Below are 16,068 nucleotides of genomic sequence, written 5' to 3' on the forward strand. Positions count from 1 at the left end.
AGCTCCGATCGATCAGCGCTTGAACTTGGCGACCGAGCTGTCCTTCTTGATCGCGTCGGCGCGCTTCTGGATCCGCTCCACGAAGGCGTCCGCGTTGATCCGGCCGAACATCAGCTCATTGGTGGCGCTGCGCGCCTCCGTGTCGAGCTCCTTGTACCAGCCGTCGAAGTACAGGTTGAACACGTCCTGGCCGGCCGCCTTGAGCGCGGCCTGCGAGCTGGCCACACCGGGCGGGAAGGCGAAGCCCTCCGAGCCGGCGGTGACCACGGTCGGGGCCTTGACCACCTCGGTGAAGCCCTTCGCGCCCTCCTTGGACAGCATCTGGCGCATGTACTCCAGACCGCCCCTGGGGTTCTTGCTCTTGGCCGAGACGAAGTAGCCCTCGCCCGCGGTGGCCCGCAGCGCGGTGGCCGGCAGCTTGTCCGACGCGGTCAGGCTCGGCACCGGCATGAGCTGGTAGTCGAAGCCGGCCGGGGTGTCCTGCTTCTGCTCGCCCTCCAGCCAGTCACCACTGGGGTACAGGGCCACCTTGTACTGGTTCTGCCGCAGCTGCACGTCGGTGTGCTTGAGCCCCTCGAAGCTCTTGTCGCTGAACTTCGCCCCGACCTCGGCCCACGCCGCGGCGGCCTGCTTGACGGCGTCCTGCTTCCAGGCGCCGTCCTCCAGGTTGTCGATGTTCTTCAGCACGTCCGTGCCACCGATCTTGGCGGCCTGGGTGAGGATCACGTTCCACTGGTAGTAGGCCGCGTTCGCGCCCGCGTACCCGTACGGCGTGATGCCCTTGGCCTTGATGGCGGTGAGCAGCTTGATGAAGTCGTCCCAGGTCTTCGCCGGCGCCCAGCCGTTGTCCTTGAACAGCTTGCCCGAGTACCAGATGCCGAAGACGGTGGAGACGTAGTAGAGCACGTACGGCTTGCCGTTGAACGAGCCCGCCTCGACGGTGCCCGGCACGACGGTGTCGCGGACCTTCTTGGCCGGGTCGTCGACCGACGGGGCGTCCCACAGCTCGGTGAGGTCCTGGAGCTGACCGTCGGCGACCAGCGAGCCGAAGTCGATCAGCTTCTCGCCCGAGTTGTTGACGAACTCCGGCGGGTTGCCGGACGCGAACCGCGGCTGGAGCACCGTGGAGACGGCCTGGGTGGACTGGTGCTTGATCTCCGCCTTGGGGAACGCCTTCTTGTACAGCGGCTCGTGCACGTCGGTCGCGTACTTCTCGCCGTAACCACCGTTGAAGATGATCACCTCGAGCGGGGCGTCCTCCTTGACGCCCAGCGGGTTCTTCTCGCTCTTGGTGCCTTCGGCGGCCTTCTCGTTGTCCTTGTCACCGCCGCTGCTCGTCGCGCAGGCGCTGAGCAGGCCGATGGCCGGGGTGGCGAGCATGCCCACGGCGGCGGCGCGACGCAGCACCGTGCGGCGGTCGAGCGCGGCCGGGTGCTCGGGGGTAATCGACATCGTCGTCTCTCCTTGTGGAATTCGGGTCAGGCGGTCCGCCGGAGACGTCCGGCGTACCGCGACTCGAGGGCGATGTTGTGCTCGTCCCCACCGGGGACGTTGGCGGAGAGGTAGATAGGGGGTACCTCCCCGGCCTGGTGGAACCGTCGTACGACCTCAGCGGTCAGCAACTGCGCCAGCAGTGCCGTGGTGACCGAGGAGACCGCACAGACCGCGCCGCCGCCCTCGAGCGGCAGCAGTGCGTCACCGTACGGCGCGCCGTTGTCCAGCACGACGTCGGCGAGGTCGGCGAGCCGTTGACCGGACGGGTGCCGTGGCGCCACCCGCGCGGTGTGCTCGACCGAGGTGACCGCGATCAACGGGTGACCGCGCTCGGTGACCAGCGCCGCCAGCTCGACCACCGAGCCGTTGATGCCGGACTGGGACGCCACCACGAACACGTCGCGCGGCTGGGGCGCCGCGAGCGCGTAGATCTGGTGGGCGATGGAGGGATCGCGTTCCAGCTTCGGGTCGGCGAGCACGTCGCGCGGGGCGTCGCCGTGCACCACGAGGTCCCGTACCGAGAGCCGGTTCGTGGGGACCAGCCCGCCGGCACGCGCGACCAGCTCGGCGGCGAACGCCTCGGAGTGCCCGGCCCCGAACGCCTGGAGCACACCGCCGGCGCGCAGGCTCTCGGTGATCAGGTCGGCGGCCCGGGTGATCCCGTCGGCCTCCGAGTCGAGCAGGCGGTCGAGCACCGGGCGGACCGCGTCCGCGTACCCCTGTGCACTGATCATGACAGGCTTCCCTTCGCTGCCTTGTGTCCGTCGACGGCCTGCGCGGTACGCCGGAAGGCCGCGTGGGCGCGGTCGTGGGTGCGCTGGGCGACGGCGATGTAGAGCAGGTCGAGCACCACCAGTTGCGGGTGGCGGGCGGAGAGCGCGTCCGGCCGGAAGGTGGTCGCCTGGCTGGCCGTGAGCAGCACGATGTCGGCCAGCTCGGCCAACGGCGAGCGGGGGAAGCCGGTCAACGCGAGGGTCGTGGCACCCCGGCTGCCCGCCTCGGCGAGCATCTCGATGGTCTCCCGGGTCTGGCCGGTGTGGGAGATGCCGAGCGCGACGTCGCCGACGCCGAGCAGCGCGGCGCTGGCCAGCCCCTCGTGCACGTCGCTCCACGCCCAGGCGGCCACTCCGATGCGGTGCAGGCTGAACTGCATCTCCTCGCCGACCAGGGCGCTGCCGCTGGCTCCGAAGATGTTCACCCGGCTGGCGCCGGCGATCGCCACGGCGGCGCGTTCCACCTCGCCGAGGTCGAGCAGCGCGGCGGTGTCGTGCATGGCCCGGGTGTCGGCGGCCATGATCTGGTCGAGGACCCGGGCGAGGGGGTCGTTCGGCTGGATCTCCCGGCCGATGTCGACGGTCCAGCCGGCCGAGCGGGCCCGGCCGGTCTCGGCGGCGATGCCGAGGCGCAGGTCGGCGTACCCCTCGAAGCCCATGGCCCGGCAGAAACGGGTGATGGTGGCCGGCGAGGTGCCGCTGCGCTCGGCCAGCTCCACGATGGTCGAGCGCGCCGCGGCCTCGGGGTCGCTGAGCACGTGCTCGGCGACCCGGCGTAGCGCGCCGGTCAGCTCACCGAGCCCGTTGCGCACCCGGGCCAGCACCCCGTCGGAGGCGACGCTCCTCCGGTCGATCGCGTGGGCGTCGACCACCGCGGTCCCCGCGGCGGTGTCCACCTCGTGATCAACCATGGGACGCCTCACCTTTCCGAAAAGACTGTTAACTGTTAGTGGTAAAAGTTCTTACTGAACGGCCCTCCGTGTCAAGACTGTGGGCGAAGTTTTCAAACTGTTACCTGGCGCACAACCCTCCAGGGTCCTGCGGAGTTGCCCAACGCGGCCGTCCCGACCAGCATGAACAGGCCCATGACCGCGCAGCGCAAGGAGGCCCGTGCCGATGTCCGACACCGTCGTGGTCGGTCTCGACGTCGGGGGTACGTCCACCCGGGCGACCGCCCTGACCCTCGCCGGCGAGCGCCTCGGCACCGGCCGGGCCGGCGGTGGCAACCCCACCAGTCACGGCGCCGAACGGGCCGCCGCCGAGGTGCTGACCGCGCTGCGCGCCGCGCTCGCCGACGTCGACCCGACCCGGGTGGCCGCCGGCACCATCGGGCTGGCCGGCGCGGGCCGCCTGCTCGCCGACCCCGCCGGACGCGCCGCCTTCGACCAGGCCTGGCACGACGCCGGCCTGCGCTGCCCGTACGCCGTGCACGGCGACGCCCTCGTCGCCTACGCCTCCGGCACCGCCGAACCCGACGGGACGATCCTCATCGCCGGCACCGGCGCGATCACCGCGCAGGTCGTCGACCTGCGGCTCGACCGCGTCGCCGACGGGCACGGCTGGCTACTCGGCGACGCCGGATCGGGCTTCTGGCTCGGCCGCGAAGCGGTCCGCCGACTCCTCGCCGACCTGGACACCGGCCACGCCCCCGGTGCGCTGGGCGCGGCCGTGCTCACCGAACTGGTGGGCAGCGCCGCCGTCGCCCCCCGGCCCCGCGACACCGTGGACGCCACGATCCAGGCGGTCACCCGCCGACCGCCGATCGACCTCGCCCGGCTGGCGCCACTCGTCGTCACCGCCGCCACCGAGGGCGAACCCGTCGCCACCGCCCTGATCGCCGAGGCCGCCGCGCTCCTGGCCCGGAGCGCCACCCGTATCCGCCCCGCCGACGCGGTCACGCCGATCGTGCTCGGCGGCGGGCTGCTCACGGCGGACACCCCGCTGGCCACGGCCGTTCGGACGGAGATGGCGGGGCATTGGCCGCAGGCCCCCCTGCGCGTCGCCGGTGACGGGGCCGCCGCGGCCGCCTGGCTCGCCGCCCGCGACCTACCCGAGCTCACCGACCCGGCAGCCCTGCACGCCCTCCTCTTCCCCACCCCCTGACCTCTGGCGCACCCAAGATCCGCGCACCTTCCCTGAAACTGCTGCCTCGTCACGTCGGGAGGCGGCAGTTTCAGGGATGTTGTGCGGATCTTGGTGCGGCGACGTGACACCGACGCATGATCGATATCGGTCAGGTCTGGGTGGGAAAGCCTAGGTTCACGCCGCCGTGGCGGGGGTCCAGCCACCGGCTGGTGACCACCTTGCTCCGGGTGAAGAAGCGCACCCCGTCCTCGCCGTGGGCGTGCAGGTCGCCGAAGAGGGACGACTTCCAGCCGCCGAACGAGTGGTACGCCATGGGCACCGGGATGGGCACGTTGATGCCGACCATGCCCACCTCCACCTCGTGCTGGTAGCGGCGGGCCGCCCCGCCGTCGTTGGTGAAGATCGCCGTTCCGTTGCCGTACGGGCTGGCGTTGACCAGTTCCACGGCCTCGTCGTACGAGCCGACCCGCACGACGCTGAGCACCGGCCCGAAGATCTCGTCGGTGTAGATCGACATGTCCGGTGTCACCCGGTCGAAAAGGGTCGGGCCGAGCCAGAAACCGTCCGGGTCGCCGTCGGGCGTCACGTCCCGCCCGTCGACGACCGGCACCGCTCCGGCCGCGACGCCCGCGTCCACGTAGGAGCGCACCCGTTCGGCGTGCGCGGCGGTGACCAGCGGACCCATGTCACAACCCCGCCGGCCGTCACCGGTACGAAGCCCGGCCATCCGGGCGGCGATCCGCTCCACCAGGGCGTCCGCGACCGGCTCCACCGCCACCAGCACCGAGATCGCCATGCACCGCTCCCCCGCCGAGCCGAACCCGGCGTTGACCGCCGCGTCGGCCGCCAGGTCCAGATCGGCGTCGGGGAGCACCACCATGTGGTTCTTCGCCCCACCGAGCGCCTGCACCCGCTTACCGGCGGCGGTGCCGCGCTGGTAGACGTGCCGGGCGATCGGGGTGGAGCCGACGAACGACACCGCACGCACCTCCGGGTGGTCCAGCAGCGCGTCGACCGCCTCGGCGTCGCCGTTCACCACGTTGAAGACCCCGTCCGGCAGGCCGGCCTCGGCGAACCACTCGGCCAGCAGCAGCGCCGCGCTCGGGTCCTTCTCGCTCGGCTTCAGCACCACCGCGTTCCCGCAGGCCACCGCCACCGGCACGAACCACAGCGGCACCATCACCGGGAAGTTGAACGGTGAGATCACCGCCACCACGCCCACCGGCTGCCGGATCGTGTACGAGTCGACCTCGGTGGAGACGTTCTCGCTGAACGCGCCGCGCAGCGCCGAGGGCAGGCCGCAGGCGTACTCGATGACCTCCAGGCCGCGCTGCACCTCGCCGGCGGCGTCGGCGAGGACCTTGCCGTGCTCGGCGGTGACCACCTCGGCGAGCCGGTCGCGGCGGGCGTGCACCAGCTGCCGGAACGCGAACAGCACGGTGGACCGCCGGGCCAGCGACGCCTCGCGCCAGGACCGCGCCGCGCGGGCGGCGGCCCGCACCGCGACGTCCACGTCCGCGGTCGAGGCCAGCTCGACCTCGGCGGTACGCCGACCCGTGGCCGGATCGAACACGTCGCCGCGCCGCTCGGACGTGCCGCCGACCCGCTTGCCGTCGACGAAGTGACCGATGCTCACGCCGGTGCTCATGCCGTCACCCGCGCCGACGAGCGGATCGCGTCGACGAGGATCGCCAGGCCCTCGCGGGCCTCCTCCTCGGTGAGCGTCAACGGTGGACCCATCCGCAGCACGTTGCCGTAGAGGCCGCCCTTGCCGGTGAGCAGACCGCCGGCGCGGCACGCCTCGAAGACCCGGTTGGTCAACGCCGGATCCGGCTCGCCGCTGCCCGGCCGGACGAACTCGACACCGAGCATGAGCCCCTTTCCCCGTACCTCGGCGACGAAGTCGAGACCGCCCACGGCGGACCGCAGGCCGTCGGCGAGGATCGCGCCGACGCGGGCCGCGTTCGCCTGGAGGTCGTGCGCGATCAGATAGTCGAGCACCGCGTTGCCGGCCGCCGTGGAGATCGGGTTGCCGCCGAAGGTGGAGAAGCTGATCCCCGGCACCGCCTGGAGCACCTCGGCCCGGCCGACCACCCCGGCCAGGGCGAAACCGTTGCCGATGCCCTTGGCGAAGGTGAGCAGGTCCGGGGTGACGCCGTGCGCCTGGTAGCCCCAGAAGTGCTCCCCGGTACGCCCCCAGCCGGTCTGCACCTCGTCGGCGATGAACAGGATGCCGTGCTCGTCGAGGACCTTCTTCCAGGCGGCGAAGAGCCCGTCCGGTGGGTGCACGAACCCGCCGACGCCCTGGATCGGCTCGGCGATCAGCGCGGCCACGTCGCCGGAGGTCTGGGTGGCCAACACCTCGCGCAGGTCCTCCACGGCCGCGTCGAGGCGCTCGTCGGCGCTCAACCGGGCCAGCAGGCCGCGTACCCGGTCACCGGAGTGCAGCCACGCCACCTGCAACGGGTTGAGCGCGCTGGCCGACCAGGTGCGGTTGCCGGTGACGCCCATCGCCGCGTACGACCGACCGTGGTAGCTGTTGCGCACCGCCAGGACCTGGTGCGAGCGGCGGTGGTTGGTGGCGAACAGCAACGCCGCCTCGTTCGCCTCGGTGCCCGAGTTGGTGAAGAACACCCGGGCGTCCGGAATGCCGGAGCGCACGGCGATCTTCTCGGCCAGCTCGACCTGCTGGCGGATCAGGTAGAGCGTCGAGGTGTGCACGATGCCCGTGGCGAGCTGCCGCTCGACGGCCTCCCGGATCTCCGGGATGTCGTACCCGATCATGTTGGTCAGCACGCCGCCGAAGAAGTCCAGGTAGCTGCGACCCTGCGCGTCGGTGACCCGGCGGCCGGAGCCGGACACCAGCTCGATCGGCTCGGCGTGGTACAGCGGCATCCAGGGTGGGAGAACGGCCCGGTGCCGGGCCAGCAGGTCGTCGGTCATCGTGGCACCCTTCAGCGGCGTTCGTGGATACCGCACGCTCCCACCGCCGACCGGTACGGACAACTGACAGGGTGTAGCGCAGAGCGGGTACGAGCTGACAGTCACGCCGCGCGCGGGCGTCGCGGTAGGTGCAGGACGGCGGCGACCACCGCGAAGGCCACCCAACCGGCCCCCAGCGCGCCGGCCGTCGAGACGTCCTGGACGTAGTGGTACGCGGCGAGGAAGGCGACCAGCGCGAGACTGTTGCGGGTGAAGTGCCCGGTGAACTCGGACAACTGGTGTCGCGCCTCGACGGCCACCAGCACCCCCGAGTACGGGAACGTCACCACCATCTCCCGCAACACGGTCCCGAGCAGCGCGGTGAGGATCGCCCCCACGAAGATCACCACCAGCTTGAGCAGCACCGGCAGCCCTGTTGCGGCTGACCCGTCAGCGGTGCCGGTGACCGGTCGGGCGCGACGGCGTCGCAGCAGCATGGCCGCCAGCCAGAGCAGGAGGGTGCCGGCGAGGGCCGCCTCGAACGGGACGTCGACGGCCACCAGACCGGCGCTCAGCGCCACGTAGACAGCGATCCCCGCGCCGTCGGCGAGCAGGATGGGCCAGCGCAGCCGCCGGTGGGTGAGGGCCACGGTGACGAAGAACAGGTTGAGCCCGAGCACGCCGAGCACCTGGCCGCCGTCGACGTCGTACCCGGTGGTGACCAGGGCCAGCGTCATCGGCAACGGCAGGCTGTAGACGAGCGCCCGGAGCCGTACCGAGCGGATCACGCTCACCGCCCAGACCACGGCCGTCACCAGCAGGACGGCACTCCACGTCATGGCGTCGGCGTCGGGTCCTCGAACGTGGCCATGCTCGCGCAGGCGTCGAACACCCGGGTCAGTCGCTCGACGTCGGCCCGGTTGACGGAGAACTGGTTCTCGCCGATCTCGCCGTGGGCGGTCATCCGGGCCTCCCAACAGCTCGACGAGTCCCACAACGTCAGGTTGACGAGCAGGTGCGTGCCCACCGCGCCGAAGGGCAGCAGACCCACCCGGGCCCCGGCCGCACGTTGCCGACCGACCAGGTCGGACAGTTCCTCGGTCAGCGTGGCGTAGACGAAGACCCGGGTGACCCGGACGCCCCGTCGCAGGGCCTCGACGTTCGCCTCCCAGTAGCGACGGCCGATCTCGCTACGCCACCAACTCAGCTCCCCACTCGCCCGCGGCATCACGTTCGTCAACGCGTCCAGCCGGTGAACGCAGGCGCGGGTCGCGCCGAGCAGGTCCTCGTCCTCGTCGCCACGCCGGATGATGCGCCCCTGCGCGAACTGCTCGGCCTCCAGCCGGAACTGCTCGTAGCGGCGCTGCGCTTCCACCGCGACCCGCGTACCGGCGTGCTGCTCGGTGGCCTCCCGCATGGACGCGGCCACCTCCGTGGCGGTGTGCGCGAGCCACGGTGGACCGTCCAGCAGCATCCGCAGGTGGAACCGGCGTTCCGCGCGGGCCAGCGAGTCCACCAGCAGCGAGATGGTGATGCCCATCAGGCCGGCCAACAGCGACTCCACGCCCGAGGCCGCGCCGGTGAGGTCGAGCACGACGCTGAGGGTGATCGACAACGTGATGCCGACCAGCGCCACCGGGTCGGCGTGCGCCACCAGACGGAGGAAACCGCTCGCGGAGGCGCCACCCCTGCGCCTCGGGCGCACCACGTCACGGGTCATCGAAGTCCCCCCTCAGCCGCTGCGACCAGCGTAAAGACCAGCCACAACAGCGGGAGGACACGGTCGCCGTCAACCGGCCAGGCTGCCGGCCAACGCTCGGTGCAGCCGCTGCATCGACAGGATTCCGGACCGGATCTCCTGGAGATAACGGTCCGGGTTGGTGGCGCCGGGCGCGAGTGGCACGGTGGCCCGCGCCGGATCGAAGCCGATGGTGTCGATCCCGCACCCGTGCCGTGCCGCCAGCATGCGGATCGCGTCGCTGTGCTGGAACGGCACATAGATCGGGGACGTGACGACCAGGATCCGATCGGTCGACCGGAGGCTGGACCGCTGGGCCCAGAACTCGTACGTGTCGGGGGTGTTGGCCCGGCGCTGCTCCGGTTCGCTGGACGGCGCGGCGAATACGTGCACGTCAGGCTGGTCCTCGGCCCGATAGGTCCGGACCTGCCAGGACCGGTGCGTACCGAGGTCGTCGGAAGACTCGCACAGCGCGGGCTCAGCGAGACCGAAGGCGGCCCGCACACCGACGTCCATCGCGTCCATCTCGAACCGGCTGTCGGCCAGGCCGGGCAGCGCCGTCTCGGCCTCGGTCAGCGGCCGGAAGCTGCCGAGCGCCGCCACCTGGCCGACCGTCACGACGCCGTCGCGAACCAGCCGGGCGGCGTACTCGGTGCGTTGCAGGCAGGCCCGCCCGAGGCCACCCAGGACCAGGAGGTGGTCGTAGTTCGCCCGTGGCGGGTCCGCGGCCTCGACCAGACGCAGTGCCGTCGCCACTTCCCGCACCAGCGCCGTACGACGGGGGTCGAAGGTCGGTGCCGTCACCTGGTCACGTTCCACATTGCCCTGCTTGCGGAAGTCCCAGTGCAGCTCGGAGAACGCGTCGAGCCAGGCCAGCAGTTCACCGACCTCGGCCGCGGGCAGCGTGCCGCCGTACTCCTGCACCAGGGCGCGCATCGGCGGTGAGGAGGCCCAGCCGAGAATCTCCTCGGCTGCGGCATCTGGGCGAAAGTTCGGTTCGCAAGTCGGAAGGGCGACAGCAGCGAAGCCGGCCATGCTTCTCCTTTCCGGAACTCCTGGCGTACGGGCCCGGGACTTCTGACCGCGCGACTCGCACTCTAGACGACATGACGAGCGACGGCCGTCGACGAAGTCGGACGGTCCCGTATTCCAGCCGGTCAGGCGGGATTCGGGAAACGACGGAGCCCGTTCCGCGCCATTCGGTTCGCGACATACCACCGACCACCATCATGAACCGCGCTCACCTCCGAGCGTCCGACGAGGAAGGACCCGGTCGGTCGATCAGCAAACTCGCTCACCCGTTCATAGGATCGACAGACGTGCGGCGCTGACCGAATCTCGATCGATGCCGAACGCTTCCTTTTCCACTCCGGAACGGATCGCCGAGGAGCTCGCGAGCTTGAACTACCTGGCCGAGCCCGGGCTCTCGGCAGCGGTCTTCCTCGCGAGGAAGCTCAAGCTTCCGCTGTTCCTCGAAGGCGATCCCGGGGTGGGAAAGACCGTGCTGGCCAAGAAGGTCGGCGAGATGCTGGGCGTCGAGCCGATCCGGTTGCAGTGCCACAGCGGCATCGACCGCTCCCAGGCCCTCTACGAGTGGGATTTCGCCCGGCAACTGCTGCACCTGCGCACCACACCGGACGGTGAGTCGATCTACCGCAAGGAGTTCCTGATCGCCCGGCCGATTCTCCGGGCCGTGGAGGAGCGGCCGTCGGTGCTGCTCATCGACGAGATCGACCGAGCCGACGACGAGTTCGAAGCATTCCTGCTCGAAGTGCTGGAGGGCGACACTCTCAGCATTCCCGACTACAAGACGATCACCATCGACGAGCCGCCCTTCGTCGTACTGACGTCGAACGGCACCCGCGAAGTACACGCGGCACTCAAACGGCGATGTGTCTACCACTGGGTCGGACATCCGAACGTGGAAAACGAAGCGGAGATCATCCGGCGCAACGTCCCGGAGGTCGCGGGCACACCATTGGCCGAGCAGATTGCCAACGCCATGCAACAGTTACGGAAACTGCCGCTGATCCGGCCACCCGGCGTCGCCGAGTCCATCGCCTTCGCCCGCGCGGCCGTCGTTCTCGGCCGGAGTACCGTCGCCGATGCCGCCGACGACGCGCTCGGCGTACTGGTCAAGCAACGCGAGGACGAGGACGTCGTCCGAGGCGTTCTGCGGGCGGCCAGATGACGATCGGTCCCGACCCGGTCGCAGATCTGGTCGGGTTCGCCCGCCGGCTACGCGCCGACGGCCTTCCGATCGAGGTATCGCGGGTGTCCACCGCGCTACGTGCGCTCGGCGCGTACCCGAATCTCGACCTCGACGGCATCTACTGGGCTATGCGGGTGACCCTCTGTTCGAGGCGCGAGGACCTGCCGATCTTCGACACGGCCTTCACCGCCTGGTTCGGTCCCGTCAGGTCCGCCAACCCGGTGGTGCCGGTGCCACGAACTCCGGAGCCGGACGGCGGGGCGGTGGGTGAGGAGCCCACCGAGGACGGGGATGCCTCCGGAACAGACCGCTCCCGGGCCGGGTCTGAGGAGCGCCTGGCACCGCGCCCACCGTGGGCGCTCACCCCCGCCGACCGCGCCGAGCTGGAGTCCTTCATCCACGCCTTCGGCAGCGCCGTTCCGCTGCGCCGCACGATGCGCCGCGCGGCGGGCGGGAAGCGGTACGTCGACGTGTCCCGCACCGCCCGGACGATGATGCGCAGCGCGGGCGAGCCGACCCGCCTGTCGTACCACCGCCGCCTGCACGCCCGGCGCCGCCTGGTCCTGCTGCTCGACCTCAGTCACTCGATGCGGGACCACCGCGGTCTGCTGCTGCGGTTCGGCTACGCCGCGGTGGCCGCCGCGCCGCTGGCCACCGAGGTGTTCACCATCGGCACCCGCCTCGACCGGATCACCCGCGAGCTTCGGACGCGCGACCCCCAGTCGGCGATGCACGCACTGGCCGCCCGCCACGTGGACTGGGACGCCGGCACCCGGCTCGGTAGCGCCGTCACCGCCTTCGGCCGGGTCTGGGGAGGACACCGCATGGTGCGGTCGGCGAACCTCGTGATCGTCTCCGACGGCTGGGAGGGCAGGGCCGATCCGGCGGCACCCCTCGGGGCTCAGGTGAGCCGGCTGTCCCGGCTGGCCCACCGGGTGATCTGGGGCCATCCGAGGGCCGGTCAGCCCACTTTCGCTCCGTACGCGCCCGCGCTGCGGGACAGCCTCCCGTACGTCCAACTGGTCCCCACACCCGACGCGGCCGCCCTGCGCTCCCTCGCCGGCCTGCTGGCCTGCCCCGCCTGCCGCCCGTACTGCCCACGTCATCGCGAGTTCAGGAAATGGAGTGTCCCGGCATGACCCAGGCTCTGTCCGACGACGCGGTACGCCGTGCCCTGACCCGAGACACCATGCTGCGGCTCGCCCACGATGCCGAACAGGCGTTGGTGATCGTACGGAAGGACGACCACCGGGCGCGGGTGTACGAGACCGAGGAGGAGCTGCTGAGTGCCGCGGTCGAGCGGTACCTCGTCGAGGCGCGGACCCGGCGTCGGTGGACGGGGCAGGTCGACCGGGACTGGTCCTTCCGCAAGAACGGCAACGCGAACGCCGCCACGATCCTGAGGTTCTGCGCGTTTCTCGGCTACCCCCTGCCCTCGACTCCGGACGTCGAGGCGTTGTACGAGAAGGCGCTCGACGAGCTTCGCTCGGACGAGACGCCCCGCGACCGGTGGGCCGAGGTGACGGTCACCTACCGGCTCATCCGCAGCCTCCGGGCGTCCGGACGGCCCGCCGACGCGCTGCCCCTGGCCATGGCCCAGCATCCCGATTCCCTGTTCGACTCCGGCGCGGAACCACGGGCCGGCGACATCCAGTTCGAAGCCGGTGCCTGCCTGCTCGAGCTGGGCCAGACCGCGGAGGTCCACGGCGCGCTCGGCGAGCTGGAGTCCTACTGGGAGACGTCCGAGGCCCAGTTCTACTCGACCCGGCACCGCTACGGATACATCCTCGCGCTGGCAGATCAGGCTGCCGGCGAAGCCGCACGCGCCGTCGCCCGGATGACAGCGGCGCTGGAGCACCTTGAGCAGTCCCGGGTCGACGACACCCGCCACGACGTCTACGAACTCTCGCTGGTCCTCACCCTGGCCGAACTGCTGGCCCTTACGCAGCAGGACAACGACCACGCGGTCACGCTCGCGGCACGGGCCCTGGAGGTGGCCGAGCGGATCCGGGGCCGGTGGGGAGTGATCTCCCGGGCCCGTACGCCGCTGTCGACGGCGTTCCGGCGGGTCTACGGCGACATCGCGCTGCTGGCCGACGCGCTGCGCGGTCCGGGGGCCGCCGAGGTGGGGCTGCGGGTCTGCCTGGCCGCCAAGCAGACCGGGCTGGCCGCACAGATGCGCGCCGAGATGTCGTTGCTGCCTCTACAACTACAGGGCCTGATCGACGAGGTGCTCCGCGCCGAGCAGGTCGACCCGGCCGATGACGTCACCGGCCGCGCCGTGGACACGGACGCAGCGCGCCGGCAGCGGGAAAAGCAGGACGACAAACTGGCCACGCTGCACCGCCGGATCGAGCAGCGGGTCAACCCGATCCTCGCCGAGATGACACTGCCCACCCCGACGGACCTGACCGCCCTGCGCCGGGCGGTAGGAACCCGTTACGCGCTGGACTTCGCCGGCCTCCCGGACAGCCTGGACACCGGAACGAACTGGTACCGCTCCCTGATCAGGCCGGACGAGGGCGTCACCTTCGAACGATTCGATCCGGGTGCCGAGCTCACCGACTACGTCTCGGGCCGGCGGGCGCGGGATCCAGAGGCTTCGCTCGACCTCACCCTGGGTCGCCCTGACTGGTACCTGCTGGCTTGCCGGGTGTTGCCGGCCGAGCTGCGCCACCTGCTCGACGCCGTCACCGACGAACCGCTGGAGCTGGTCATCTCGGCACACCAGGAGCTGTGCCTGCTGCCCTGGGCGGCACTCGCGCTCGACCGGCAGGGTACCCGGCTGGTGCGCAAGGCCCTGCTGACGCAGACCCCGGTCCTCACGTGTCTGTCCGAAGCGCCGCCGCCGGCGGTGACCGGCCCGGCGCTGGTCCGGGTGGTGTCGCCGGACGAGGCGGGCGCTTCGGTCGACCGGGAGGCGTGGGGCCTGACGTTCGACGAGGACCGGATCCTGCTGACTCTCTGCTCCCTCGACGGCCGGCAGTCCACGCCGAACGCCTTTCCGCGGCTCACCACGGCGCTGCGTAGCGACCTCGACTGTGGACTGATCCACGTCAAGGCGCACGGCGCGGGTCACGGTCTCGATCAGCACCTGCTCCTGCCGGAGGAAGTGGACACCGGTGGCCACCTGTCGGCGGCGTACGCCTTGGCTCTGCGCTGGCCGGCGTCGACGCTGCTGGTGTCCTGCGAGGTCGGAGCGGTGACGAACGTGGCGGACATCGAGCCGGTCGGCCTCGTCGTGGCCGTGCTGACCGGCGGTGGGCGCTGCGTCGCCGCCGCGATCGAGGAGGTGGCGAGGCTGCCCACCAGCCGGATGGCCGCCCACCTCGTGGGGCTCATCCGATCGTCCGACGGGCAGCATGCCGCGCTCCGGCTCGACCAGGCCCTCCGGCTCGCGCAACTCCACTTCATCGACGAGCCGGAGGCCAACTGGGCGTTGTTCAACGCCTACGTCAGATAGGGCGGGTCCGCTGCACGGGCTGGCCCAGGATGGCCGACAACCGCTCCCCGCGGCCCGCCTCGGCGGCATACTTGTCGAGGATGAACCAACGCGCACGCCAGTCGCGGTAGCCGGGCTCGCCACCGAAGGCCACGCGGCACTCCTCGACGCCGTCGAAGAAGTTGGGCATGATCGCTCCGCCGAACCCGCGTAGCGTGCTGCGCTGCTTCTCCTGGCCGTTGCGGTCGACTGCCACCTCCGTCAGCCAGGCCGACATGGCCTCGATCGCGTCGTCGTCGAGGACCTCGTGCCGCACGCACGGGGCGAACGTCAGCCGGCTGGGCAGACGGCGACCCGGCATGAGCAGCGCGGCGGCCAGCCGTGTCTGCACGACGGCGAGCTTGAGGTCCCCGCGCGGTTCCTGCGGCTCGTTCCTGCTGTTGAACACGGGCCTCTCGATGTACTCGTAGGCGCTGTCGAAGCGCTCACGCAGCTTCTTGCGGCTGTCGTCCCAGGAGTCGTCGTCGCCGAGCGGGAAGTAGCCGAGCCGTTGCATCTCCGGGGACAGCGCCAGCATCAGCAGCACCGCCCGCGCGGTCATGATCCCGGGATTCACGAAGCTGGTGGGCATCAACAGCTCGTCCTTCGTCGGCTCATCGACGAAGCCGAGCTCCGCGACGCGCTCGGCCACCGCGAGCGCCTCCTCTCCCCGGGCAGCGCCCTCGGCCAGGTCGCTGAAGACGATCTGGACGCGTTCCTCGCGGCGCTGCCGGTCCGCTTCGGGGTCGTCGGCCGCGAACTCCTCGGCCCACCGGTCGATGACCCGTTCGGCGATGCGGCAGGCGGTGCCCGTCTCCGCCAGCCACAGCTGGACCAGGATCTCGTCGCTCGCCCGGGAGATGCCGCGATTCTCCCGGTGGTAGGTGAGATAACTCCCGTGCCGCTCGCGTGCCTCCTGGTGGAGGTCCTGGGCCCGGTCGTAGGACTCCTGCGTGTCCCCCTTCGACTCGGCCAGCGCGAGCGCGCGCAGCGCACCCAACGCCCGCGGGGCGAACTCCGGCCAGGGCAGGGCGCGGGACGCGTTCGCGATCCGCAGCACCCATTCGTGCTTCTCCCGGGCCCGCGCGAGTGCCTCACCCCCGGTCTCGGTGAACCCGTTCGGGATTCGCTGCACGGCAGACCAGGACGCCTCGTACATCAGCCAGCCCATCAGCGGCAGCAACTCCGCGACGTCCTCCGGCGGCAGTTGGGGGGCGGGGTCCCGGCGGTACGCCGCCGCGTCGGCCTCGATGGCGGCCACGATCTCGTCGTCGCACTCTTTCTGGCGACGACGAAGAGCCAGGCAGAGCTCCTCCAGCCGCTCGGCGCTCATCACGTTCACTGGTCCTCCTCGGGTCGTGCT

General features: G+C 71.1%; 13 protein-coding genes. 4 read left to right on the forward strand and 9 right to left on the reverse strand.

Annotated features, from left to right (window positions below):
- Positions 1-12: 12 nt before the first annotated feature.
- Genes ngcE through ACN269_RS09455 form a run of 3 tightly spaced genes read right to left on the reverse strand, consistent with a single transcriptional unit; the run spans position 13 to position 3,178 of the window.
- The gene (ngcE, locus tag ACN269_RS09445) at positions 13-1,452 is read right to left on the reverse strand and encodes an N-acetylglucosamine/diacetylchitobiose ABC transporter substrate-binding protein (RefSeq protein ID WP_421472086.1); all 1,440 of its coding nucleotides are present in this window, start codon (positions 1,450-1,452) and stop codon (positions 13-15) included.
- A gap of 26 nt (positions 1,453-1,478) precedes the next feature.
- Entirely contained in the window at positions 1,479-2,228 is a 750-nt protein-coding gene (locus tag ACN269_RS09450; protein WP_421472087.1) for a sugar isomerase domain-containing protein, read from the reverse strand.
- Positions 2,225-3,178, reverse strand: a complete 954-nt coding sequence (locus ACN269_RS09455) for a MurR/RpiR family transcriptional regulator (protein ID WP_421472088.1) — start codon at positions 3,176-3,178, stop codon at positions 2,225-2,227. The genes ACN269_RS09450 and ACN269_RS09455 overlap by 4 nt, the downstream gene beginning before the upstream one ends.
- A gap of 205 nt (positions 3,179-3,383) precedes the next feature.
- Here ACN269_RS09455 and ACN269_RS09460 point away from each other — a divergent pair, with 205 nt between their 5' ends.
- The gene (locus ACN269_RS09460) at positions 3,384-4,370 is read left to right on the forward strand and encodes an N-acetylglucosamine kinase (protein ID WP_421472089.1); all 987 of its coding nucleotides are present in this window, start codon (positions 3,384-3,386) and stop codon (positions 4,368-4,370) included.
- 130 nt (positions 4,371-4,500) lie between these two features.
- On the opposite strand, the gene ACN269_RS09465 is transcribed toward ACN269_RS09460, so the two are convergent.
- From ACN269_RS09465 to ACN269_RS09485, 5 genes are all read right to left on the reverse strand, one after another.
- The gene (locus tag ACN269_RS09465; RefSeq protein ID WP_421472090.1) at positions 4,501-6,000 is read right to left on the reverse strand and encodes a CoA-acylating methylmalonate-semialdehyde dehydrogenase; all 1,500 of its coding nucleotides are present in this window, start codon (positions 5,998-6,000) and stop codon (positions 4,501-4,503) included.
- Entirely contained in the window at positions 5,997-7,295 is a 1,299-nt protein-coding gene (locus ACN269_RS09470) for an aspartate aminotransferase family protein (RefSeq protein WP_421472091.1), read from the reverse strand. The genes ACN269_RS09465 and ACN269_RS09470 overlap by 4 nt, the downstream gene beginning before the upstream one ends.
- Positions 7,296-7,396: 101 nt before the next feature.
- A complete protein-coding gene (locus ACN269_RS09475; protein WP_421472092.1) occupies positions 7,397-8,113 on the reverse strand; it encodes a hypothetical protein in 717 nt (238 codons plus the stop codon).
- A complete protein-coding gene (locus ACN269_RS09480; protein WP_421472093.1) occupies positions 8,110-8,994 on the reverse strand; it encodes a hypothetical protein in 885 nt (294 codons plus the stop codon). The genes ACN269_RS09475 and ACN269_RS09480 overlap by 4 nt, the downstream gene beginning before the upstream one ends.
- 69 nt (positions 8,995-9,063) lie before the next feature.
- Complete coding sequence (locus ACN269_RS09485; RefSeq protein ID WP_421472094.1) at positions 9,064-9,948, reverse strand: hypothetical protein; 885 nt, start codon at positions 9,946-9,948, stop codon at positions 9,064-9,066.
- Positions 9,949-10,357: 409 nt separating this feature from the next.
- On the opposite strand from ACN269_RS09485, the gene ACN269_RS09490 reads away from it, so the two are divergent.
- From ACN269_RS09490 to ACN269_RS09500, 3 genes are read left to right on the forward strand one after another with little or no spacing between them, the layout of a single operon-like run.
- Positions 10,358-11,203 carry an AAA family ATPase gene (locus tag ACN269_RS09490; protein ID WP_421472095.1) on the forward strand — a complete coding sequence of 282 codons (846 nt, stop codon included), beginning with the start codon at positions 10,358-10,360 and terminating at the stop codon, positions 11,201-11,203.
- Positions 11,200-12,363, forward strand: a complete 1,164-nt coding sequence (locus ACN269_RS09495; protein WP_421472096.1) for a VWA domain-containing protein — start codon at positions 11,200-11,202, stop codon at positions 12,361-12,363. The genes ACN269_RS09490 and ACN269_RS09495 overlap by 4 nt, the downstream gene beginning before the upstream one ends.
- Positions 12,360-14,687, forward strand: a complete 2,328-nt coding sequence (locus ACN269_RS09500; RefSeq protein WP_421472097.1) for a hypothetical protein — start codon at positions 12,360-12,362, stop codon at positions 14,685-14,687. Before ACN269_RS09495 ends, ACN269_RS09500 begins: the two co-directional genes overlap by 4 nt.
- On the opposite strand, the gene ACN269_RS09505 is transcribed toward ACN269_RS09500, so the two are convergent.
- Positions 14,680-16,047 carry a hypothetical protein gene (locus ACN269_RS09505; protein WP_421472098.1) on the reverse strand — a complete coding sequence of 456 codons (1,368 nt, stop codon included), beginning with the start codon at positions 16,045-16,047 and terminating at the stop codon, positions 14,680-14,682. The genes ACN269_RS09500 and ACN269_RS09505 overlap by 8 nt on opposite strands.
- Positions 16,048-16,068 lie beyond the last annotated feature (21 nt).

The sequence above is a fragment of the Micromonospora sp. WMMD736 genome (assembly GCF_049179015.1).
In the GTDB taxonomy this organism is placed as follows: domain Bacteria; phylum Actinomycetota; class Actinomycetes; order Mycobacteriales; family Micromonosporaceae; genus Micromonospora.

Excerpts from the sequence above, each read along its gene's own strand:
- ACN269_RS09450 (WP_421472087.1), bottom strand. The coding sequence starts at position 2,228 with ATGATCAGTGCACAGGGGTACGCGGACGCGGTCCGCCCGGTGCTCGAC.
- ACN269_RS09465 (WP_421472090.1), bottom strand. The coding sequence starts at position 6,000 with ATGAGCACCGGCGTGAGCATCGGTCACTTCGTCGACGGCAAGCGGGTC.
- ACN269_RS09455 (WP_421472088.1), bottom strand. The coding sequence starts at position 3,178 with ATGGTTGATCACGAGGTGGACACCGCCGCGGGGACCGCGGTGGTCGAC.
- ACN269_RS09490 (WP_421472095.1), top strand. The coding sequence starts at position 10,358 with ATGCCGAACGCTTCCTTTTCCACTCCGGAACGGATCGCCGAGGAGCTC.
- ACN269_RS09495 (WP_421472096.1), top strand. The coding sequence starts at position 11,200 with ATGACGATCGGTCCCGACCCGGTCGCAGATCTGGTCGGGTTCGCCCGC.
- ACN269_RS09475 (WP_421472092.1), bottom strand. The coding sequence starts at position 8,113 with ATGACGTGGAGTGCCGTCCTGCTGGTGACGGCCGTGGTCTGGGCGGTG.
- ACN269_RS09460 (WP_421472089.1), top strand. The coding sequence starts at position 3,384 with ATGTCCGACACCGTCGTGGTCGGTCTCGACGTCGGGGGTACGTCCACC.
- ACN269_RS09500 (WP_421472097.1), top strand. The coding sequence starts at position 12,360 with ATGACCCAGGCTCTGTCCGACGACGCGGTACGCCGTGCCCTGACCCGA.
- ACN269_RS09470 (WP_421472091.1), bottom strand. The coding sequence starts at position 7,295 with ATGACCGACGACCTGCTGGCCCGGCACCGGGCCGTTCTCCCACCCTGG.
- ACN269_RS09480 (WP_421472093.1), bottom strand. The coding sequence starts at position 8,994 with ATGACCCGTGACGTGGTGCGCCCGAGGCGCAGGGGTGGCGCCTCCGCG.
- ACN269_RS09485 (WP_421472094.1), bottom strand. The coding sequence starts at position 9,948 with ATGCGCGCCCTGGTGCAGGAGTACGGCGGCACGCTGCCCGCGGCCGAG.
- ngcE (WP_421472086.1), bottom strand. The coding sequence starts at position 1,452 with ATGTCGATTACCCCCGAGCACCCGGCCGCGCTCGACCGCCGCACGGTG.